20 protein-coding genes and 1 pseudogene are annotated in these 19,335 nt (G+C 61.7%); 9 read left to right on the top strand and 12 right to left on the bottom strand.

What is annotated here, in order from left to right:
* Positions 1–34: 34 nt before the first annotated feature.
* From ACI5GA_RS04470 to ACI5GA_RS04450, 5 genes are read right to left on the bottom strand one after another with little or no spacing between them, the layout of a single operon-like run.
* Entirely contained in the window at positions 35–1,267 is a 1,233-nt protein-coding gene (locus ACI5GA_RS04470; protein ID WP_421421916.1) for a M20 family metallo-hydrolase, read from the bottom strand.
* Positions 1,264–2,070 (bottom strand): amino acid ABC transporter ATP-binding protein, encoded by an 807-nt coding sequence (locus ACI5GA_RS04465; protein WP_421421915.1) that lies wholly within the window; start codon positions 2,068–2,070, stop codon positions 1,264–1,266. Before ACI5GA_RS04465 ends, ACI5GA_RS04470 begins: the two co-directional genes overlap by 4 nt.
* Positions 2,071–2,074: 4 nt before the next feature.
* Complete coding sequence (locus ACI5GA_RS04460; protein WP_421421914.1) at positions 2,075–2,722, bottom strand: amino acid ABC transporter permease; 648 nt, start codon at positions 2,720–2,722, stop codon at positions 2,075–2,077.
* A complete protein-coding gene (locus tag ACI5GA_RS04455) occupies positions 2,722–3,381 on the bottom strand; it encodes an ABC transporter permease subunit (RefSeq protein ID WP_421421912.1) in 660 nt (219 codons plus the stop codon). The genes ACI5GA_RS04460 and ACI5GA_RS04455 overlap by 1 nt, the downstream gene beginning before the upstream one ends.
* A 7-nt stretch (positions 3,382–3,388) precedes the next feature.
* Complete coding sequence (locus tag ACI5GA_RS04450; RefSeq protein ID WP_404630527.1) at positions 3,389–4,237, bottom strand: transporter substrate-binding domain-containing protein; 849 nt, start codon at positions 4,235–4,237, stop codon at positions 3,389–3,391.
* Positions 4,238–4,658: 421 nt separating this feature from the next.
* Here ACI5GA_RS04450 and ACI5GA_RS04445 point away from each other — a divergent pair, with 421 nt between their 5' ends.
* Genes ACI5GA_RS04445 through ACI5GA_RS04435 form a run of 3 tightly spaced genes read left to right on the top strand, consistent with a single transcriptional unit; the run spans position 4,659 to position 6,034 of the window.
* Positions 4,659–5,045, top strand: coding sequence for a hypothetical protein (locus ACI5GA_RS04445; RefSeq protein WP_421421910.1), 387 nt, complete (start codon positions 4,659–4,661; stop codon positions 5,043–5,045).
* A 38-nt stretch (positions 5,046–5,083) separates the two neighbouring features.
* Positions 5,084–5,500, top strand: coding sequence for an organic hydroperoxide resistance protein (locus tag ACI5GA_RS04440; RefSeq protein WP_421421908.1), 417 nt, complete (start codon positions 5,084–5,086; stop codon positions 5,498–5,500).
* Positions 5,501–5,560: 60 nt separating this feature from the next.
* Complete coding sequence (locus tag ACI5GA_RS04435) at positions 5,561–6,034, top strand: zinc-binding dehydrogenase (protein ID WP_421421907.1); 474 nt, start codon at positions 5,561–5,563, stop codon at positions 6,032–6,034.
* Positions 6,035–6,096: 62 nt separating this feature from the next.
* Here the strand turns inward: ACI5GA_RS04435 and ACI5GA_RS04430 are convergent, their stop codons facing one another.
* Entirely contained in the window at positions 6,097–6,399 is a 303-nt protein-coding gene (locus ACI5GA_RS04430; protein WP_404630519.1) for a hypothetical protein, read from the bottom strand.
* A 98-nt stretch (positions 6,400–6,497) separates the two neighbouring features.
* Positions 6,498–7,400 (bottom strand): LysR family transcriptional regulator, encoded by a 903-nt coding sequence (locus ACI5GA_RS04425; RefSeq protein ID WP_421421904.1) that lies wholly within the window; start codon positions 7,398–7,400, stop codon positions 6,498–6,500.
* A gap of 98 nt (positions 7,401–7,498) precedes the next feature.
* Between ACI5GA_RS04425 and ACI5GA_RS04420 the strand changes: the two genes are divergently transcribed.
* The 3 genes from ACI5GA_RS04420 (at position 7,499) to ACI5GA_RS04410 (ending at position 10,900) form a co-directional block, all read left to right on the top strand.
* Entirely contained in the window at positions 7,499–8,668 is a 1,170-nt protein-coding gene (locus tag ACI5GA_RS04420; RefSeq protein WP_421421902.1) for an aspartate aminotransferase family protein, read from the top strand.
* A gap of 61 nt (positions 8,669–8,729) precedes the next feature.
* Positions 8,730–10,199: an MFS transporter gene (locus ACI5GA_RS04415; protein WP_404630513.1), complete on the top strand. Its 1,470-nt coding sequence runs from the start codon at positions 8,730–8,732 to the stop codon at positions 10,197–10,199.
* Between the two features lie 113 nt (positions 10,200–10,312).
* Positions 10,313–10,900: a LysE family translocator gene (locus tag ACI5GA_RS04410; protein ID WP_421421900.1), complete on the top strand. Its 588-nt coding sequence runs from the start codon at positions 10,313–10,315 to the stop codon at positions 10,898–10,900.
* Positions 10,901–10,914: 14 nt separating this feature from the next.
* Here ACI5GA_RS04410 and ACI5GA_RS04405 read toward each other — a convergent pair whose 3' ends face one another.
* Positions 10,915–11,739, bottom strand: a complete 825-nt coding sequence (locus tag ACI5GA_RS04405; protein ID WP_421421898.1) for an AraC family transcriptional regulator — start codon at positions 11,737–11,739, stop codon at positions 10,915–10,917.
* Positions 11,740–11,745: 6 nt separating this feature from the next.
* Positions 11,746–13,340 (bottom strand): annotated as a pseudogene (locus tag ACI5GA_RS04400) (phosphoethanolamine transferase).
* A gap of 275 nt (positions 13,341–13,615) precedes the next feature.
* On the opposite strand from ACI5GA_RS04400, the gene ACI5GA_RS04395 reads away from it, so the two are divergent.
* Positions 13,616–14,227: a glutathione S-transferase N-terminal domain-containing protein gene (locus ACI5GA_RS04395; RefSeq protein WP_404630505.1), complete on the top strand. Its 612-nt coding sequence runs from the start codon at positions 13,616–13,618 to the stop codon at positions 14,225–14,227.
* Positions 14,228–14,377: 150 nt separating this feature from the next.
* Here the strand turns inward: ACI5GA_RS04395 and ACI5GA_RS04390 are convergent, their stop codons facing one another.
* From ACI5GA_RS04390 to ACI5GA_RS04380, 3 genes are read right to left on the bottom strand one after another with little or no spacing between them, the layout of a single operon-like run.
* Positions 14,378–15,127 carry a substrate-binding periplasmic protein gene (locus tag ACI5GA_RS04390; RefSeq protein WP_421421896.1) on the bottom strand — a complete coding sequence of 250 codons (750 nt, stop codon included), beginning with the start codon at positions 15,125–15,127 and terminating at the stop codon, positions 14,378–14,380.
* 17 nt (positions 15,128–15,144) lie between these two features.
* A complete protein-coding gene (locus ACI5GA_RS04385; RefSeq protein WP_404630501.1) occupies positions 15,145–16,491 on the bottom strand; it encodes a GGDEF domain-containing protein in 1,347 nt (448 codons plus the stop codon).
* A 2-nt stretch (positions 16,492–16,493) separates the two neighbouring features.
* Positions 16,494–17,264 (bottom strand): substrate-binding periplasmic protein, encoded by a 771-nt coding sequence (locus ACI5GA_RS04380; RefSeq protein ID WP_421421894.1) that lies wholly within the window; start codon positions 17,262–17,264, stop codon positions 16,494–16,496.
* 277 nt (positions 17,265–17,541) lie between these two features.
* Between ACI5GA_RS04380 and cydP the strand changes: the two genes are divergently transcribed.
* The gene (gene cydP / locus ACI5GA_RS04375; protein ID WP_404630497.1) at positions 17,542–17,739 is read left to right on the top strand and encodes a cytochrome oxidase putative small subunit CydP; all 198 of its coding nucleotides are present in this window, start codon (positions 17,542–17,544) and stop codon (positions 17,737–17,739) included.
* Positions 17,736–19,325 carry a cytochrome ubiquinol oxidase subunit I gene (locus tag ACI5GA_RS04370; protein WP_421421893.1) on the top strand — a complete coding sequence of 530 codons (1,590 nt, stop codon included), beginning with the start codon at positions 17,736–17,738 and terminating at the stop codon, positions 19,323–19,325. The genes cydP and ACI5GA_RS04370 overlap by 4 nt, the downstream gene beginning before the upstream one ends.
* Positions 19,326–19,335 lie beyond the last annotated feature (10 nt).

The following is a 19,335-nucleotide window of genomic DNA, read 5'->3' as shown; positions in this document are numbered from 1 at the left end:
GGTTGTTTCCTTAGGGTTAAACCCAGATGTGAGATCAGGGTTGTTCGGCCAGTGCAACCAGGCTCCAGGCGAGTGCCCGGACGCCCGCTTCCAACTGTGCGGGTTCAGTGAATTCCAATGGGTTGTGGCTGATGCCGTCGCGGCTCGGGACGAACAGCATTGCGCTGGGGCAGTGCTCGGCCAGGTACATGGCGTCGTGGAACGCGCCGGAGCGAATCGGTTGCCAGGGCAGACCCGTGGCGTTACAGCCTTGTTCGAGCACGTCCAGCACCTGTCGATCAAAGACCGTCGGGGCATGTGTGAACAGGCGAGTCAGCTCGGCGTCGACAGGCAGACAGGCGCTCAAACCGGCGTCGAACGCGTCGAGCACGGCCGGGTCGGCGTGACGGAAATCGATGCTGAAGGTGACTTCCCCGGCAATGGTGTTGATCGCATTGGGGTGCACGTTCCAGCGGCCGAAGGTCAGGCGTTTGTCGTCGCCTGCCAGCCGGTCGGCCAGCGCGTCGATGGGGCCGAGGGTGTTTGTCGCCATCAGCAGCGCGTCGCGGCGCATGGGCGTTGGTGTCGTGCCGGCGTGGGCCGAGGCGCCTGTGCAACGCACCTGATACCAGCGCACGCCCTGAATGCCAGACACCACGCCGAGCGGAATATCGGCCTGTTCCAGCACCGGACCTTGTTCGATGTGCAGTTCGACGAAGGCATGGGTGGCGATTTTGTCCCGATGGGGCAGCTCGGGGAAACGCTGCGCGTGAGCGTCCAGCGCGGCACCGACGGTGATGCCTGCCGCGTCCTGATGCGTGCGGTACTCCGTCAGTCGCGAAGGATCGACATAAGCGCTGGAACCCATCGCACCGGGGCTGAAACGGCTGCCTTCTTCGTTGGTCCAGACCACCACTTCAATCGGGCGAAGCGTCTGCACATTGGCCTCGGTCAGCGCATGCAGGACTTCCAGCCCGGCCATCACGCCGTAACAGCCGTCCAGTGTGCCGCCGGTGGGTTGGGTGTCGATGTGGCTGCCCGTCATCACGGGCGGCAGGTCTTCGCGGCCATTGCGGCGGATGAACAGGTTGGCGCAGCCGTCGGTCCAGACCGTGCAACCGAGCTTTTTCGCTTCGTCGATCAGCCAGGCGCGGGCCTGCAACTCTTCCTCGGACAGCGCCTGACGGTTCATGCCGCCGTGGGTGCCCGGACCAAATGTGGCCAGGGTTTCCAGCCAGTATTGAAGGCGTGCCGCCGACACGGCGCGCAGGGTTTTTTCGGCGTTCATGGGGTCACCTGCGCACGGGGGGTGAGGCTGCGGTTGAACCAGGGTTTGAGAAATTTTTGCAGGCGTTCGGTTTTCGGTGCGTTGAACAGCGGCTCAGGGGCGCCGGTCTCGACGATACGCCCGGCCTCCATGAACACCACTTGCGAAGAAATCTGTGCGGCGAAGCTCATTTCGTGGGTGACCATGACCATGGTCATACCGTCGTCGGCCAGGCTGCGGATGACCTGCAGCACTTCCTCGACCAGTTCCGGGTCCAGCGCGGAGGTCGGTTCGTCCAGGAGCATCAGCCGAGGTTTGACGGCGAGCGCCCGGGCAATACCGACGCGCTGCTGTTGCCCGCCAGACAGCCGTGCCGGGTAGGCGTCGGCCTTGGCGCTGAGTCCGACGCGGGCCAGCGCTTGGTCAGCCAATGTTTGCGCGTCGGCCTTGGTCATTTTCTTGCCCAGCACCAGCGGTGCCATGACGTTCTCGCGCACCGTCATGTGCGGCCACAGGTTGAACTGCTGAAACACCATCGACACCGGTTTGCGCACCTCGTCGACCTTGGCTTCGCTGTCGCGATCCTGCTCGCGGCGCCCGGCGCTGCTGTAGCCCAGCAACTGGCCGTCGATCCAGACCTCGCCCTCGTCGTAGCGCTCCAGAAAGTTCATGCAGCGCAGGGCGGTGGTCTTGCCCGACCCGGAGGGGCCGATCAGCGAGACGATCTCCCCCGAATACACGCGCAGATCAAAACCGCTGAGCACACGGTTCGTGCCATAGGATTTGCCGACGCCGCGCAGTTCAAGAAGGGGTAGGTTACTCATCAGGTCAGCCTCGCAGGTGACGGGTCATGCGCTGGCCCAGGGTGCGGGCCACGGCGGCGACCGTGGTGGTCAGCAGCCAGTAGCTCAGCACCAGCAGGGCGTAAGGCATGACGTAGGAAAAAGTGGTGGAGACGATGCGCCCGGCAGTCATGGTCAGTTCAGGGACGGTGATGATCGAGGTCACGGCGCTCTCCTTGATCGTCAGGATCACCTGATTGCCCAACAGCGGCAGGGCAAAGGCCATCGCCTGTGGCGCCTGCACGTGCCAGAACACCTGGCGGCGGGAAATGCCGTGGACCCGCGCCGCTTCCACTTGCCCGTGGGGCACGCTCGCCCAGGCCGAGCGAAACAGCTCGGCGAAATAAGCGCCGCTGTACAACGCCAGTGACAGAATGCTTGCCTCGACAGCCTCAAGGCTCAAGCCGATGACCGGCAACCCGAAGTACACGACCGCCAGTTGCGCCAGAAACGGCGTGCCGCGAATCAGCCAGACATAGGCGCCGTACACTGCCGAGAAACCCGGCACCGCCAGGCGCAAAGCGTTGAGGGTGAAACCCAGAATCAACCCGGCAAAGGCCGCCGCCAGGCTGATGCCTAACGTGACCAGCAACGCGTTGGCGAAATCGGGTAGATAACTCAATAACTCATGCATCAGGTGCGCTCCCGCCAACGGCGTTCCAGCAGGCTGCCGACCAGGCTCAACAGGCTGGTCAGCGCCAGGTAAAACAGGCCCATCACCAGGTACACCTCCAGCGGGCGATAGGTCTGCGAGACCAGTTGCTGGCCGACCCGCATCAAATCGGTGATGGAAATGACCGAGACCACGGCCGACACCTTGATCACGTCGATCAGCTCGGAAATCAGCGCCGGAGATGTCAGTCGCAAGACTTGAGGCAACTGGACGTGAACCAGGGTGTTGAACTTGCCCAGGGCGAACACCGAGGCCGCCTCCATCTGGCCTTTGGGAATCGCCGCGAAGCCGCTGCTGAGAATCTGCGACTGATAGGCGGCAGTGTTCAAGGCCAGTGCCGCGACGGCCGCCACCATCGGCGGCACGTCGAGGCCGAGCGCCGAGGGTAGGTAGAACAGCAACAGCAACTGGGCGAGCATGGGCGTGCCGCGAAAGAAACTGACGTACACCCGCGTGAAGGCCACGCCCGCGCGGCTACGCCCATGGGCCAACAGATGAAGCAGGACCCCCAGCACGAAGCCCAGCAGCATCCCGATGGCGCACAACCACAGGGTGGTCAGTGCGCCGTCGAGCAAGGCAGGCCAGTACAACGCCAGACGGCTGCTGAAATCGTTCATCATCGCAGGCTCAGATGCTCGGGACTGGCATGGCGTCGGTCGGCAGGGTCATGTTGAAACCGAACCATTTGTCTTGCAGCTTCTTCAGCGTGCCGTCCTGACTCGCGCGGGCGATGCCGTCGCTGAACAGTTTGACCAGCGAGGCGCTGTCTTCGCCCTTGCGACCCACCCAGCCGAAGTAGGTGGTCGGGCCGACCATCTCCGGCAGGGTGGCGAACAGGCCCGGACGCGCTTTCATCAGCGGGCCAAGGTTGGACAGCGACTGCGCCACACCATCGAGACGGCCGTTGGCCAGATCCGCATAGGCCTCATCGAAGCTCACGTATTCCTTGATGCGCTTGAGGCCCGGCTGGCCCTCGGCCTTGAGCTTGGTGTCCAGCGCTTGCAGCACCGCCAGTTGCCCGGAACCGGCTTGGGAACCGATGACCCGACCGTTGAGGTCGGCCAGGGTCTTGATGTTGCTGTCGTCGGCACGCTTGAGCAGGGCCACGGTGGATTCGGCGATCGGCACGGTAAACGCGAACTGATCGAAGCGCGCCTTGTTGACCGTGACCGAAGTCACTACGAAATCGAACTTGCTGCTGTCCAGCCCCGGCAGGATGCCCTGGAAGGGCAGGTCCAGTTGACGCACCTTCACGCCAGGCAGGTCAGCGTCCAGCACGTAATGCATGAGGTCGGCGCCGTAGCCGACGATCTTGCCGTTCTCCACCGATTCAAAGGGCGCGAAGCGCGCTTCTGTGGCCACCACGATTTCATGCTTCTGCTTGATGCGCTGCAGAAGGTCATCGGCGTGAGCCATCGACATGCTGCACAACGTGACCAGCGATAAGGACAAGGCTTTGAGTGTGAAGCGAGTCATCGGGAATCCCCTTGAATGGACCGTATTTATATTCAAGTTACTTGAATAAAAGTACAAAAGCATGAAGTGTGCCAACCCCTTTCTGGCCGTAAGACGAGAATCAAAAGCCGAGATCACTGCTCCCTCTGTAGCAGTCCGCCCTGGTGGCGGTGGCGATGATCAGAACGCCGCCGCAGGCAAGCCGTGCTGCTACGAGTGGTGGGCAGAATCCATAATTGCGCACTGAATCTGCACATGCCTGTTTGCGATCGCCTCGATGTGGTGCATCAGGTGCGCCGTGCAACTAACAAGCGCTAATACCCCCTAACTGGCCTTGGGATGCCACCACGCGCATCTTCTCGTCTCGGCCCTGAAACCCGTGGCAGCCCGTCAACGGCGCCTCTTCATTCAGGTGAATCGACGATCTGAAAGGGTTTTGAACATGACCGACTCTGATCGCAGTGGCTGTCTGCGCGAGATCGACCGGCTCAGCAACGAACAACTGGGTACGCTGATCACTGGCGTCGTGATCCACGGCAAGGGCGCGTCGCAGCCGTTGTTCGCGGCGGTGGCGCCATTGCTCAATGCGTTTTACGAGGGGCAGATCCAGGCCGGACGCGCCCGGCACGAGCACCTCGCCGGGCTGGTTCAAGCGGCGCTGATGGCTATTTATCAGCGCTGTGCGAGCTACGACCCGGCGCACCCTATCCGCGCCTGGCTGATCGAGATCGCCCGTTGCACCCTTGTCGACTACCTGCACGGGGTGTCGGGCGATGCTTCGACCGAATCGCTTTCCAGCCATCACCGCCGGTGGGCGAGAGCCCTCTGATTCGCGCTCCTCAGTGCCATCGTTCACCAGGAGATTTCATGATCAACGTTGAAAAAATTCTGTACACCGCCCACACCCGGACCACCGGAGGGCGTGAAGGCCAAGGGCTGAGCCAGGACGGCCGACTCGACCTCAAACTGTCGCCGCCCGGGGCGCCCGGCAACGGCACCAACCCGGAACAACTGTTCGCCGTGGGCTGGTCGGCGTGTTTCATCGGCGAGCTGCGTCACGCCTGTAATGCCCGCAAGATCGGTTTCCCTGCCGACACCTCGGTGGGCGCTCAGGTTGACCTCGGCCATGGCGAACACGGTTTCTTTTTACAGGCGCGGCTGGCGGTCTCGTTGCCGGGTCTGGACGCGACTATCGCGCAGCAACTGATCGACGCCGCGCACCAGAACTGCTCCTATTCGAAAGCCACACGGGGCAACATCGACGTCACCCTCACGGCGGTCTGATCCCGCGCGATCCCCCCACGGGAGGAGGCCCATGCACTTGATCGACCGGGCAGAACACCTATGATGCGGGTGTCTCAGGCAGACAAAGTCAAGTCCGTGCTGGCCGCCGGGGCGGATTACGTGGTGATCGGCCGCGCCGGAAACATCGCCGGGCAGATTTTCCGGCTGACCGAAGGGCAGCGGGTGAATGTGGTGTACGACGGCACGGGCGCGGAGGGTTTTCAGGAGTCCATCGACTTGCTCGACTACTTCGGAACGCTAGCACTGTACGGGCCGTTCATGGACCCGATTGCGCCGCTGGATGTGTTTTCCCTGCCTCGCAGCATCAAGCTGACGTACCCCTCGGTCATGCATCACGTGCACACGCGGGAGGCACTGCTGGCGCGCTCGGCGCAGGTGTTCGAGGGCTTTGCTTCAGGCCGGTGGAGGGTGACGATCGGCCAGCGTTACCGGCTGGAGGAGGCAGCGCAAGCGCACCGGGACATGGAATCCCGGCGCACCGTTGGGAAGCTGATTCTTCTGCCGGGGGAGTGATGCGCGTGAGCACTATCGCCGGACAGGCTTTCGTCAGCCAGCCGGCTCAACCGGCTTCGCATTTATTTGGAGCCGCTGGACCCGCTGGAGCCGTTCGAACCACTGCTGCTGCCGTTGCCATTGCTCATCCCGCCCTGACCGGACGAACCATTGCCGTCCGAACTCCCCATGCCTTTGGTGCCGGGCGTCGAACTGTTGGGGGCTTTGGGGGAGCCGTCGGCGTTCGGGCCGGCGCTGCTGGAGCGAGGTCCGTTGGTGTTGGTGTCTACCGGATCGGTGGGGCCGGTGGAGCCTGCGAATGCAGAGCCTGTGGCGGCTGCCATCAGGGCCGCGAGGGTCATGGCAGTCAGTCGTTGCTTGATCATGATGTGAATCCCTTTTCTGTTGTGGATACACATTGGTCCGAAGGCCGTTCGCAGAGGTGCCGTCTGGCCGACAGGCGGTAGGCCATCATCAGACACCGTTATTTCCCCCAGACGGCCAGAGCGCTGTCGACAAAATGCCTCACCTTGGGCAGTCGATAGCGGTCTTGCGGGTACATCAGCCACATGGGCCGACTGGGTGGTTGCCAGGCCTGAAGCAGCGGGATCAGTGTCCCGGCTTTCAGGTCTTCGCTGATCAATACATCCGGCAACATCGCCACCCCCATGCCCGTCAGGGCCGCCTGACGCAGCGCGGGCGAACTGTTGACGATCATCGGACCAGACACCGGCACTTCGATCACGCCTTCGGGGCCGGTGAGCTTCCACAGTTTGTCGGCGGCGCGCCAGTCATCCCCTGCCGGGTAGGCGAAGGCCAGGCAATGGTGATTGCGCAAATCGTCAGGATTTTGCGGCGTACCGCGACGGTCCAGATAATCCCGCGAGGCGCAGATGGTCAGGGTGTAATCCTGCAAGGGCCGAGCGATCAACGCCGAAGGCTCCGCAATGCCAAGGCGGATCGCTGCGTCGAAACCGTGTTCGATCAGGTCGTGCAACTGGTTGCTGAGCACCACTTCGACCTTCAGCTCCGGGTAGCGCTGGGTGAACTCGCTGAGCATCGGTGACAGGCGTTCGGCGCCGAACGCAGGCGGCGCGGTCAGGCGCAGCGTGCCGCTGGGCTGGGTTTGCAGGTGTTCGGCCATGCGCTCGGAGTCACTGACCAGGCCCAGCACTTCCACGCAACGACGGTAATACTGCACGCCAAATTCGGTCAGGTTCTGGCGACGGGTCGTACGCTGCAACAGGCTCACGCCCAGACGCTGCTCCAATGCCTTGAGGTGGTTACCGACCATGGTCGTCGACATTTCACACTGACGTGCTGCCGCCGTCATGCTGCCGCTTTCCACCACCTTCACGAAAACGGTCATGGCCTGGAAGACGTCCATTATCAATCCCTGCTTTAAAGTGACTCAAGAAAGACGATCTTTATACAGGAAAAAGGGTTAACGATACTGGCACCACACACCGTGATGGAGCCAGAGACATGACCGCCGCCTGCCTGATGAACACCTACAAGCCGCTGCCCCTGAGCTTCGTCAGAGGGGAGGGCGCGCGCCTGTGGGACGACACCGGTCGCCAGTACCTGGACGCCGTTGCGGGGGTGGCGGTGACCAACGTCGGCCACAGCCATCCATGGATCGTGTCGGCCATCACCGAGCAAGCCGGTTTGCTGCTGCACACCTCCAATCACTACCGCATCGACTGGCAACAGCGGCTGGCGGCGAAGCTGACGCGTCTGTCGGGGCTGGAACAAGTGTTTTTCAACAACTCCGGCGCCGAGGCCAATGAAACCGCGCTCAAGCTGGCGCGTCTGTACGGGTGGGCCAAAGGCATTGAACAGCCGCTGATACTGGTCATGGACAACGCGTTTCATGGCCGCACCCTTGGCACGTTGTCGGCCAGCGACAACGGGGCGGCGCGCCTGGGTTACCAGCCGCTGTCGGGGGATTTCATCAAGGTGCCGTTCGGCGACATCGTGGCCATCAAGCAGGCCACTCACACCTATGGCGAGCGCATCGTGGCGGTAATGCTCGAACCGGTTCAAGGGGAGGGCGGCGTGACGCTGCCGCCTGCGGGGTATCTCAAGGCGGTCCGGGCGCATTGCAGTCAGAATGGCTGGCTGATGATGCTCGACGAGATTCAGACCGGCATTGGCCGCACCGGGCAGTGGTTCGCGTTCCAACACGAAGGCATCGTGCCGGACGTGATGACACTGGCCAAGGCGCTGGGCAACGGCATTCCGATTGGCGCCTGCCTGGCCTCGGCGGCGGTGGCGCGGCTGTTCACCCCCGGCAGCCACGGCAGCACGTTTGGCGGCAACCCGCTGGCGTGTCGGGTCGGCTGCACGGTGCTGGACATCGTCGAGCAACAGGGCTTGCTGACCAACGCGGCCTGGCAGGGCGAGCGTCTGTTGGCGCGCCTGCGGGAAGCGTTGGCCGGGCACCCGGACGTGGTGCAGGTGCGGGGGTTGGGTCTGATGATTGGCATCGAGCTGAACCGGCCGATTCGCGACCTCTGCCTGAACGCCGCGCAGGCCCATGGGGTGCTGATCAACGTGACCCGGGGTCAGACGATTCGCCTGCTGCCGCCACTGGTCATCGACGAGGCGGACGTCGAAACGATCGTGCGCGGGGTGGTCGCAGCACTGAGCTGAACTCCCATGACGCCGACGGACTCTGAACCCACAGATCACCAACGGTCTGTGGGGCCATTGCATGACCATCGCCAGCGTTCAAGCCAAGACAGATGACGCAAAGGGAAGGCCGTTCGAAACCGATCTCCCGGCGCGTCTGGACCGCCTGCCATGGGGGCGGTTTCACACGCTGCTGGTCCTGGCGCTGGGCATCACCTGGCTGCTCGACGGGCTGGAAGTGACGCTGGCCGGTTCCGTGTCCGGGGCGCTCAAGGAAAGCCCGGTGCTGCGCCTGAGCAACGCCGACATCGGGCTGGCCGGAGGCGCCTACATTGCCGGGGCCGTGCTGGGGGCCCTGTTTTTTGGCTGGCTGACGGACCGTCTGGGGCGCCGCAAACTGTTCTTCATCACCTTGGCGCTGTACATCAGCGCGACGGCCGCGACGGCGTTCTCCTTCAGCCTGTGGAGTTTCATGCTGTTTCGTTTTCTGACTGGCATGGGCATTGGCGGCGAGTACACGGCGATCAATTCGACGATCCAGGAATTCACCCCGGCGCGCTTTCGTGGCTGGGTCGACCTGACCATCAATGGCACGTTCTGGATCGGCGCCGCACTGGGGGCGGGCGGTTCGATTGTGTTGCTCGATCCGGACTGGATCGGTGGCGACCTGGGCTGGCGATTGTGTTTCGGCATTGGCGCGGTGTTGGGACTGCTGATTTTGCTGATGCGCCTGTGGCTGCCGGAAAGCCCTCGCTGGCTGTTGATTCATGGGCAAGCCGATGAGGCGACGCGCATCGTGGAGGGCATCGAAGCGCGCTTTCGTCAGCAGGGGCATACATTGCCGCCCGTTGACGGCAAAACCCTGCGTTTGCACGCACGGGATCACACGCCGCTGCGGGAAATCTTCGACACGCTGTTTAACCGGTATCGTCAGCGGGCGGTGGTGGGGTTGACGCTGCTGACCGCTCAGGCGTTTTTCTACAACGCGATTTTCTTTACCTATGCCCTGGTGCTCACCGAGTTTTATCAGGTGCCATCGGCGTCCATCGGCTGGTACGTGCTGCCATTGGCGCTGGGGAATTTCTGTGGGCCGCTGTTGCTGGGCAGGCTGTTCGATGTGGTGGGGCGGCGGGTGATGATCAGCCTGACTTACGCTACTTCCGCGGTATTGCTGTGCATCAGCGGGTATCTGTTTGAACAGGGTTTGTTGAACGTCACGCAACAGGCCATCGCCTGGATGGTCATCTTTTTCTTTGCCTCTGCGGCCGCCAGCTCAGCGTACCTGACCGTTGCCGAAACCTTTCCGTTGGAGATTCGAGCGCTGGCGATTGCGGTGTTCTACGCCTTCGGCACGGCGCTGGGCGGGATTGTCGGGCCGATGCTGTTCGGCGAGTTGATCGACAGCCACCAGCGCGGGCCGGTGTTTATCGGTTACCTGATCGGTGCGGCGTTGATGTTGTTGGCGGCGGCCGTGCAAGCGATCTGGGGCGTGGCGGCGGAGCGTAAGTCATTGGAGCAGGTGGCCCGGCCGCTTTCTCAGGTGCGTGATTGAGCAGGCGGCACTCGGCCAGACGCTAATCCGCGCGTTGGTCAGTTTTCTTCAATACCCACCCAACGCCCACCGCGTAACGTCTGCGTTCATTCATTGAACGGAGCACGGCGGTAATGAATTTGATGATTTCCATGGCGGCATTCGCGCTGGCGGCGTCGATTTCGCCGGGGCCGGTCAACGTGGTGGCGCTCAGTGCCGGGGCGCAGTTCGGGTTGGGGGCGAGCCTGCGGCATGTCATGGGGGCGACGGTGGGGTTTGTCGTGCTGCTGATCTTCACCGGTTTCGGCCTGCATGAAGTGCTGCATCGATACCCGGTGCTGACCGACCTGATTCGCTGGGCAGGCATGGCGTTTCTGATTTACCTGGCCTGGAAACTGGCGATGGACGATGGCCATCTCAACGTCGACAAGCCCGTACGGGTGCCGTCGTTCTGGTACGGCGCAGCGATGCAGTGGCTCAACCCCAAGGCATGGCTGGCGGCGGTGGCGGGCATGGGGGCGTTTGTCGCGGATGGCGAGGCCCGGTTGATCGGTCTGTTTGCGCTGATTTACTTCGTGGTCTGCTACCTGTCGGTGGGCTGCTGGGCCTACGCAGGCGCGTTCATGGGGGCGTGGTTGCGCAGTCCGTCGCGCATCCGCACTTTCAATCGCAGCATGGCCGCATTACTGGCCGGGTGCGCGGTGTCGCTGATTTATGTATGAAGTGACCGGCCTGATCAGGCGCGGTATTGGCCGGGCGTCGCGGCCAAATGCTTCTTGAACACCCGCTGAAAATGCGCCTGATCGGCAAAGCCGCTCTGCTGAGCAATGTCGGCAATGGCTTCACCTTCGCGCAATTGCGCCTGAGCATGCTGGATGCGCCGGTTGATCAGGTAGGCGTGGGGCGTCATGTGGTAATGCTGCTCGAAGGCCCGAATCAGGTAGGCCTCCGACAAGTTCGCGGCCTGGCAGATGTCTTCCAGACGGATCGCCTGCAAGAAATGCTGGTGGATGTACTGCGCCGCTCGCTCGACCCGCAGGCTGGCTTTCTTCAGCGGAGCATCTGAGCCGCCCAGCCGCTGTTGCATCAGGGTGAAGAAGGCGACGGCTTTTTCATGCTTTTCCAGTGCCTCGCGCGCGGGGTCGATCAACGTTTGATGCAGACTCAGCAGCCCGTCGAACAGCTCAGGGTCGGTGCTGGAAATCGCCGGAATCGCCTGAAAACCGTCCACACCACAGGCGTGTTGCACCCGGCCCAGCCACTGCGCGTCCACGTAAAACATGATGTATGACCACGGCTGATCATCGATGGGGTTGCAGGCGTGCACGTCGCCAGGGTTCATCAACACCACGGTGCCGGTGCGGATGGTCTGGCGGGTTTTCTCGTGCAGATAAGTGCTTTGCCCGGCGGTGATCGCACCGATGGAAAACACCTCGTGGGAATGCCGTGAATAACAGACCTTGCGGCCATCGGCGATGGAGCGGGCTTCGATGAACGGCAACTGCGCATCCCGCCAGAACACCGGAATCGCAGAGTGGCTGTCCGGGTTCTGGAGGGGCATGTCAGGTCATCCTTTGGCGCGTTTGCAGCTGTGGAAGATGTCCAGAGCCGACTGGTATTCGGCGGTGTTGACGCCGAGCAAGCCTAGCACCGAATGGAACAGGTAGTCATGGCTCAGGTCTGGCTGGTTCTGCTTGGCGGCCAGTCGGCTGCATCCACGTGGGTCTGCGCGCTCGGGGCGATGGCGTATGGCGCGGCATGCAGGTAGATGCCGTTTTCGCCCAGCGACTCGCCATGGTCCGAGACGTAGATCATCGAGGTGTCGACCTTGTCCTGATTGCGCTTGAGCAGTTCGATGGTCTGCGCCAGGAAGTGATCGGTATACAGAATCGTGTTGTCGTAGACGTTCTTCAACTCATCGGAGGTGCAACTGCCCAGTTGGTTGGTATGGCAGACCGGGGTGAAGCGCTCCATGGATTTGGGGTAGCGGTCGTAGTATTCCGGGCCGTGGCTGCCGTCGGAGTGCAGCACGATGATGGCGTTGTCTTGCAGCGTGTCGATGTAATCCTGCAAGCCGAACAGCAGCGACTCGTCGAGGCAGTTCTGGCCGTCGCAGAACGGGCTTGGCTGGTTCTTCGGAATGTCGCTGTGGGGTACACGCAGGCAGGTGCCCTTGCAGTCGCTGTTGTTGTCCAGCCACACGACCTTCAGGCCCGCGCGTTGCAGCATGTCCAGCAGGCCCTCGTAGGTCTTGCCTTTCTTGTCGTTGTAATCGGTGCGCGGGAATTTGGAGAACATGCACGGCACCGACACCGCCGTGGACGTGCCGCAGGACGCCACTTGGGTGAAGTTGAGAATGTCCTGCTTCTTCAATTCAGGGTTGGTTTCGCGGGCGTAACCATTGAGCGAGAAGTGGTCGGCGCGGGCGGTCTCACCGACGACGAAGATCATCAGGCTCTTCTTCGGTCGTGCCTGGGCTTCGGGGCTGAGCACCGAATCGGTGCCGACGGTCTGGATCTTGACCGTTTCCTTGATTGCCACGGTTTGCTTGGTCAGCTTGCCGATGGCGTAGATGTAGTTGGTCGGGTTGATGAAGTGGGTCAGCTTGTCTTCATCGCGAAAGATAGGCGCGTAGGTCGAGTAGAACGGCCCGACCGAGGCGGCGATCACCAGCACGCAACCGATGCATACCAACACCTTGTTGACCAGGCCCGGCAGCACGCGGCGGTAAGTCACCGGGATCAGCCAGATCAGCGCGATGGGCAGGGCGCCCAGCAGGCCCAGATACAGAAACAGCTTGCCGCTGATCAGGTCTTTCACTTCACCGGGGTTGGTTTCCAGCACGTTCTGCATCATCACCGTGTCGATGGTGATGCCGTAGGTGTTCATGAAATACGCCGCCGCTGCCGAACACAGCGCGACCAGGCTCAATACCGGCTTGAGGGTCGGGCGAAACGAGAAGGGCGTCAGCAGCAGCGTGATCGCGGCCCAGAGGAACAGCGCGAATGAGGCGTAGAACGCGACGAGCTTGACGCCTTGCAATTGCGTCAGGCCGACAAGGGCGTGCCAGGTGGCCAGGTTGTAGAACACCACCAGACAGAGGGAAAACAGCATGACCAGGCGGGTGGAGGTGACGGGGCGCAGCTTTGAACGCATTTCCATATAACGCACGACTCGAATGGACCCGAATCTGGCCGGTCAGTCGGCTTATCCTTGCGACTCACATGGCAGACGGGCTGTGGTGAAAAACGGGATGGCGCGGAGTCTTTCAAAACGATTGTGAAGACTTTGTGAATACAGCGTAGACGTGATGTGACCGAATGAATTGTTTTTCAGGAGGATACGTTGCGCCCCGGAGCGCTTTTGCTAGCCTGCGAGCAGTCGGAGCAGGAAAAACGCCATTATCTTGATGTCATTCGCCTACAGGAGCGTGTTGGATGAAACTCGTCGGTATGCTGGATTCGCCCTATGTACGGCGCGTCGCGGTCAGTCTGAAACGCATGGAGATCGCGTTCGAGCACGAGTCAGTGTCGGTGTTTCGCGGCATGGAGCGGTTCAGGGAAATCAATCCGGTGATCAAGGCGCCGACCTTCGTGACCGATGACGGGCAGGTGCTGATGGAGTCGAGCCTGATCCTCGATTACGTGGAGTTTCTAAAGGGGCCGGGCAACGGGCTGATGCCAGAGACGCTGGCCGAGCGCACCCGCACGTTGCGCCTGACGGGGCTTGCGCTGGTGGCCTATGAAAAAGCGGTGCAGATTTACTACGAACGCAACCTGCGCCCGGCCGAGATCCAGCATGCGCCGTGGGTCGCAAGGGTCAGCGAGCAATTGAAAACTGCCTGCACCGAGCTTGAGCGTGAACTGACCGAGCGCCCGCTGAGCGCCGGGGCTGACATCGGCCAGGACGGCATCAGCATTGCGGTGGGGTGGTCGTTCATTCAATTGGTGGTGCCGGATCAGGCCACGGCCGATGCGTATCCGGTGCTGGCGGCGTTTGCCGGACGGGCCGAGCAACTGGAGATATTCAAGGCGCTGCCGATGGTTTAGGGGCTGCTCGCGTCCGCTTTCGCCACCCAGGCGGCTCCCACAGATGCGGCGTCGAACAAAAGGTCCGAATCCGGCGCGGTCAATGTGGGGGCCGCCTTGGTGGCGAAGGCGTCTGTCCTGCCCCATACGAGGTGACTAACGCCCACGCGATTATTGCGCCAACACCTTCGCCACGGTCCCGTCATCCTTCAATTGCGCGAAGGCCGTGGTAATGCGCTTGACGGTATCGTCCGGGGTCTTGGCGCTCAGGGCCACGTAAAGGCCCTTGGAGAGCTCGTCGAGGGTATAGACACTTTCCAGTTCGTCGAAATCGATGTGCAGGTCGTCGCACTGTTCCCGCGCCTCACGCTCCGGCATGGGCACCAGCATGACCTGGCCGCTGAGCAGTTTGCGCAGGTTGTCGAGGTTGTTCGACGACACCACCATCTTGCTGAAACCCTTGCCTTCCAGGTACTCCTGGCGGGAATCGTCACGGATCACGCCCACGGTGTAGTTCTTGGCGTCCTGCAATGTGTTGACCACGACGTCGCGGCGGGTGCGCAGTTTGTAGAACAGCGGCGTCACGTGATCCAGTTCACCGACCCATTTGAACAGCGGTTCGCGTTCGGTGCTGCGGATGATCGGGTAGATCAGCACGTTGGGTTCCAGCCGCGCCATGTCGTAGGCCCGCGCCCACGGGTACAGGCTCATGTGGTAATCGGTGATGCCCGCCCTGGCGAGTGTCTTCTCGACGAGTTCACTGGCGACGCCCACCACCTTGCCGTTTTCCAGCGAACTGTAGGACGAGTCCTCAGTGACCACTTGAAGCGTGTCAGCCTGAGCGTTGAAGCACAGCAACAGGGCCATGCTCAGGTACAGGCCATTCAAGCTCAGTTTGGTCGACGCTTGGGGACGGCTCATCTGCATCTTCTCCCTGTTCAGATCACGCACCGGTTGCGGCCCTCGCGCTTGGCCCGATACAGCGCCGTGTCGGCGGTTTGCAGCAACTGGTCGAAACGCTCCATGTTGGCAGGCTCCAGCTCGGCAATGCCGATGCTCAAGGTAATGAACGGCGAGACCGGTGAGGCGCTGTGGGGCAGCTTCTGATTGGCCAGCAGTTCTTGCAGGCGTTCGGCGGAGGCCAGCGCCTGCTGCTTGTTCTGCCCCGGCAGCAGCACCGCGAACTCCTCGCCACCCAGCCGCGCCACCAGTTCTCCAGATCGGGAAAACAGCGCGCTCATGGTCAGCGCCACGTCACGCAGGCACTGATCGCCCGTGGCATGCCCATAGGTGTCGTTGTAGGCCTTGAAAAAGTCGATGTCGCACATCAGCACCGAAAAGGGCTGTTCGTGGCGCAACGCACGGTTGAATTCCAGCTCCTTGAGTTCATCGAAGTGGCGACGATTGGCCAGGCCCGTGAGCGGGTCGAAGCGGGTCAGGGCTTCAAGACGGATGTTGGCGGCCTTCAACTGTGCAGTGCGTTGTTCCACCAACTCGGCCAACTGGTCGCGGCTGGCGGCGAGGGCCAGTTCGTCGCGGGTCTGACGTTCGATGTGGTTGGCCAGTTTGTCCTGCAAATCATTGACGCCCGCTTCGAGCAGGTCCAGTTCGTCACTGGCCTTGCCGTCCCGTTGCAGCACCAGGTGTTGTTTCAGGTTCTGGGGTGTCAGTTGCTCCAGATGCCGGGCGATGCGCCGCACGTGCAGGGTCACCGAGCGGTTGAACATGCCCATGATCAACCCGGCCAGGGCCAGCGATTGAATGATCTGGGTCAGCATGATGATCCCGACTTCTTTCCAGAGGCGCTTCCAGAGCAGGCTTTCATCACCTTCGATGGTCAACTGGCCCACCACCTCGTTAGCGCCGGGGTAGGGCGTGACGGTCAGTTGGCGGTGCAGCGAAGGGGCGAGGGCGGAGCTGTTGTGGCCGGGGTGCTGACGCGTCAGCACTTCTGGTGCACGGCCTGGGCGCAGAATGGTCAGCTCCACGCGCCCGACCGGTGCGGCCAGTGCCACGCTGTCGATCTGGGCCTGCAAGGCTTCGTTGTCCATTTCCCACACGGCCTTGGACAGCGTGCCTTGAAACACCTGATCGATCAGGCTCAGCTCGGCGTTCATGTTCGACAGATTGGTGTTCCAGGCGAACCAGGTGCGCACCGACACCGTGGCCAGGGTGAACAGGACACAGAACGCCAGTGTCGCCAACACCAGTCGACGCGCCAGCGAACCGGTGCGCGGCGGGGCGACGGCGTTTTCGGGAATCTTCGATTCGGACTCTGCGAGCATGCTCAATTCCATTTCCGCGCAATGGCATCGTAGGTACCGTTTTCACGGATGGTCTTCAGCCCTTGTTGAAACAGCTGCACAGTAGCATCGGATGTCCCGGTGCTGAAAGCCATGTTGAAGCCGCCGGCCTCTTCCAGTTCGGGGATACGCAAGGATTGCACCAGCGTGTGGTTCGGGTCATCTCCAGCCTGCCGCGCCAGGTAGTCGGCGTTCAATTCGTCGGAGATCCACAGGTCGACATGCCCGGTACGCAATTTCTGGTAGTTGAGTTCGTAGCGGTTGCTGGACTGCAATTGTTGGCCGACGACAAAGCGTTTGCTGATCAGGTACTGCTCGCCGACATCCTCGTTGACAGTGGCGGTCTGCCAATCGCGGGCGTCTTCCAGGTCCATGAGGCTGATCGGGTGCCCGGATGACGAATAGAGGTACCAGCGCGAGGCGGCGATGGTGCCCACCCATTTGAACAGGTGTTCACGCTCGGCGGTGCGGGTGATGGAATAGATGAGCACGTCCGGGTCGTGCAAGGCCAGGTCATAGGCCCGTGCCCAAGGCATCGATTGAATGCTGGCCTGCACGTTGACTGCCTTCAGAACGGCCTGCACCACCTCGGTGCTCATGCCGGTCATCTGGCCGTCGAGCGTCATGTTGTAGGGCGGCAGTTCCTCGGTGACGATCCGGATGGGCCCGGCGTTGGCATGGAAAATAATCAGACACGACAGCACTGCGCCGTACAGCACGCTGCGAGCCTTGTATCCGGGCTTGGGGGGTGTCATGGACAGCGACCTCATGGGCTGCAGTGGCGGTGGCTATCCGTCTCCCCATGGAATCGGACGAACAAAACCGGCGTGCCTCATACACCCATGCTATCGGCTGGAAAATCCGCCACTTGAGGCGGTTACCTGCCGTTTATCATGTCAATGCGCGGGCCGCTTCAACTAGCCCCGTACTGTGGCGTTGTGTCACATCGGCTCATCGGGCTTTCTTGATCTGGATCAACGGTCTCGGAAGGTGCTGTAGGAAAATTGCTACGCACCCCGACGAGTCTTCAACATGCCCGGTCCTTTCGATTTCCTCAAACACCCGCTGGCGAAAGAAATTGGCCTGATCCTGCTGATCAAGCTCGTCCTGTTGATGGGCATCCGCAGCGTCTGGTTCGACGCGCCGGTGGACGTCAAGGATGACGGGGTGCAAGCCGGCCTGCATGTATTGGGCGCCCCTCCCGTATCTGATGAGAAGAACCCACAATGATTTCGGAATCAGTCGTTGACCTTTCTCGGCTGCAGTTCGCGATGACCGCGCTGTACCACTTTCTGTTCGTCCCGCTGACGCTGGGCATGACCTTCCTGCTGGCGATCATGGAGTCGGTCTACGTCATGACCGGCAAACAGGTCTACAAGGACATGACCAAGTTCTGGGGCAAGCTGTTCGGTATCAACTTCGCCCTGGGGGTCACCACCGGGCTGACCATGGAGTTCCAGTTCGGCACCAACTGGGCCTATTACAGCCACTACGTGGGCGACATCTTCGGTGCGCCGTTGGCCATTGAGGGCCTGATGGCGTTCTTCCTCGAATCGACCTTCATCGGCCTGTTCTTCTTCGGTTGGGACCGCCTGAGCCGCGTGCAGCACTTGGCCGTGACGTGGCTGGTGGCGATTGGTTCGAACATGTCGGCACTGTGGATTCTGATCGCCAACGGCTGGATGCAGAACCCGGTCGGCGCCGAGTTCAACTTCACTACCATGCGCATGGAGCTGACCAGCTTCAGCGATCTGCTGTTCAACCCGGTGGCGCAGGTCAAGTTCGTGCACACCGTTGCGTCGGGTTATGTGACTGGCGCGATCTTCGTGCTGGCGATTTCCAGCTGGTATTTGCTCAAAGGCCGTGACATCGGCTTTGCCCGTCGTTCATTCGCCATCGCTTCGGCATTCGGCATGGCCTCGATTCTGTCGGTGATCGTGTTGGGTGACGAATCCGGTTACGAAATCGGTGACGTGCAGAAGACCAAGCTGGCGGCCATCGAAGCAGAGTGGGAAACCGAACCGGCCCCGGCGGCATTCACGCTGTTCGGACTGCCCAACCAGGAAACCCAGCGCACCGATTACGCGGTGAAGATCCCTTACGTGATGGGCATCATCGCCACGCGCTCGGTGGACAAGCAGGTCACCGGGATCAAGGATCTGGTCAGCGAGCACCAGGGCCGCATCCGCAACGGCATGGTGGCCTATGACCTGCTGGGCAAGCTGCGCGCGGGCGACAAGAGCGAGCAGACCCTCAACGCCTTTAATGATGTGAAGAAAGATTTGGGCTATGGCCTGTTGCTGAAGAAGTACACCGACAAAGTGGTGGACGCCAACAAGCAGCAGATCAAACAGGCCGCGCTGGATTCGATACCTCACGTGGCGTCGATTTTCTGGACCTTCCGCCTGATGGTGCTCAGCGGCGTGTTGATGCTGCTGTTGTTCGCCTGCGCCTTCTACGCCTCCGCGCGCAAGAACGAATCCAGCAAACGCTGGTTGTTGAAGTGGGCGTTGTTCAGCCTGCCGCTGCCATGGATCGCCACGCAGACCGGCTGGTGGGTCGCCGAGCACGGTCGTCAGCCATGGTCCATCGGTGAAGTGTTGCCGGTGCACCTGTCGGCCTCGACCCTGTCCAGTGGCGATGTCATGGGCTCGATTCTGGCGCTGGTGGGGTTCTATACCTTGCTGCTGATCATCGAAATGTACCTGATGATCAAGTTCGCACGCCTTGGCCCAAGCAGCCTGCACACTGGCCGCTATCACTTCGAACGACGTGAAAGCGACCTGGCCGCTGCCCAACAACCGACCCTGGCCTGAGGAACACACG

The sequence above is a fragment of the Pseudomonas sp. Pseu.R1 genome (assembly GCF_045764065.1).
In the GTDB taxonomy this organism is placed as follows: domain Bacteria; phylum Pseudomonadota; class Gammaproteobacteria; order Pseudomonadales; family Pseudomonadaceae; genus Aquipseudomonas.
The sequence above is the reverse complement of the archived record's forward strand: the minus strand, read 5'-3'. Positions and strand labels throughout refer to the sequence as shown.

Coding starts and splice junctions, on each gene's coding strand:
- ACI5GA_RS04430 (WP_404630519.1), bottom strand. CDS start 6,399: ATGATCAAGCAACGACTGACTGCCATGACCCTCGCGGCCCTGATGGCA.
- ACI5GA_RS04390 (WP_421421896.1), bottom strand. CDS start 15,127: ATGAGCCGTCCCCAAGCGTCGACCAAACTGAGCTTGAATGGCCTGTAC.
- ACI5GA_RS04465 (WP_421421915.1), bottom strand. CDS start 2,070: ATGAGTAACCTACCCCTTCTTGAACTGCGCGGCGTCGGCAAATCCTAT.
- ACI5GA_RS04455 (WP_421421912.1), bottom strand. CDS start 3,381: ATGATGAACGATTTCAGCAGCCGTCTGGCGTTGTACTGGCCTGCCTTG.
- ACI5GA_RS04415 (WP_404630513.1), top strand. CDS start 8,730: ATGACCATCGCCAGCGTTCAAGCCAAGACAGATGACGCAAAGGGAAGG.
- ACI5GA_RS04410 (WP_421421900.1), top strand. CDS start 10,313: ATGAATTTGATGATTTCCATGGCGGCATTCGCGCTGGCGGCGTCGATT.
- ACI5GA_RS04380 (WP_421421894.1), bottom strand. CDS start 17,264: ATGACACCCCCCAAGCCCGGATACAAGGCTCGCAGCGTGCTGTACGGC.
- ACI5GA_RS04470 (WP_421421916.1), bottom strand. CDS start 1,267: ATGAACGCCGAAAAAACCCTGCGCGCCGTGTCGGCGGCACGCCTTCAA.
- ACI5GA_RS04405 (WP_421421898.1), bottom strand. CDS start 11,739: ATGCCCCTCCAGAACCCGGACAGCCACTCTGCGATTCCGGTGTTCTGG.
- ACI5GA_RS04440 (WP_421421908.1), top strand. CDS start 5,084: ATGATCAACGTTGAAAAAATTCTGTACACCGCCCACACCCGGACCACC.
- ACI5GA_RS04395 (WP_404630505.1), top strand. CDS start 13,616: ATGAAACTCGTCGGTATGCTGGATTCGCCCTATGTACGGCGCGTCGCG.
- ACI5GA_RS04385 (WP_404630501.1), bottom strand. CDS start 16,491: ATGCTCGCAGAGTCCGAATCGAAGATTCCCGAAAACGCCGTCGCCCCG.
- cydP (WP_404630497.1), top strand. CDS start 17,542: ATGCCCGGTCCTTTCGATTTCCTCAAACACCCGCTGGCGAAAGAAATT.
- ACI5GA_RS04425 (WP_421421904.1), bottom strand. CDS start 7,400: ATGGACGTCTTCCAGGCCATGACCGTTTTCGTGAAGGTGGTGGAAAGC.
- ACI5GA_RS04420 (WP_421421902.1), top strand. CDS start 7,499: ATGACCGCCGCCTGCCTGATGAACACCTACAAGCCGCTGCCCCTGAGC.
- ACI5GA_RS04370 (WP_421421893.1), top strand. CDS start 17,736: ATGATTTCGGAATCAGTCGTTGACCTTTCTCGGCTGCAGTTCGCGATG.
- ACI5GA_RS04445 (WP_421421910.1), top strand. CDS start 4,659: ATGACCGACTCTGATCGCAGTGGCTGTCTGCGCGAGATCGACCGGCTC.
- ACI5GA_RS04460 (WP_421421914.1), bottom strand. CDS start 2,722: ATGCATGAGTTATTGAGTTATCTACCCGATTTCGCCAACGCGTTGCTG.
- ACI5GA_RS04435 (WP_421421907.1), top strand. CDS start 5,561: ATGATGCGGGTGTCTCAGGCAGACAAAGTCAAGTCCGTGCTGGCCGCC.
- ACI5GA_RS04450 (WP_404630527.1), bottom strand. CDS start 4,237: ATGACTCGCTTCACACTCAAAGCCTTGTCCTTATCGCTGGTCACGTTG.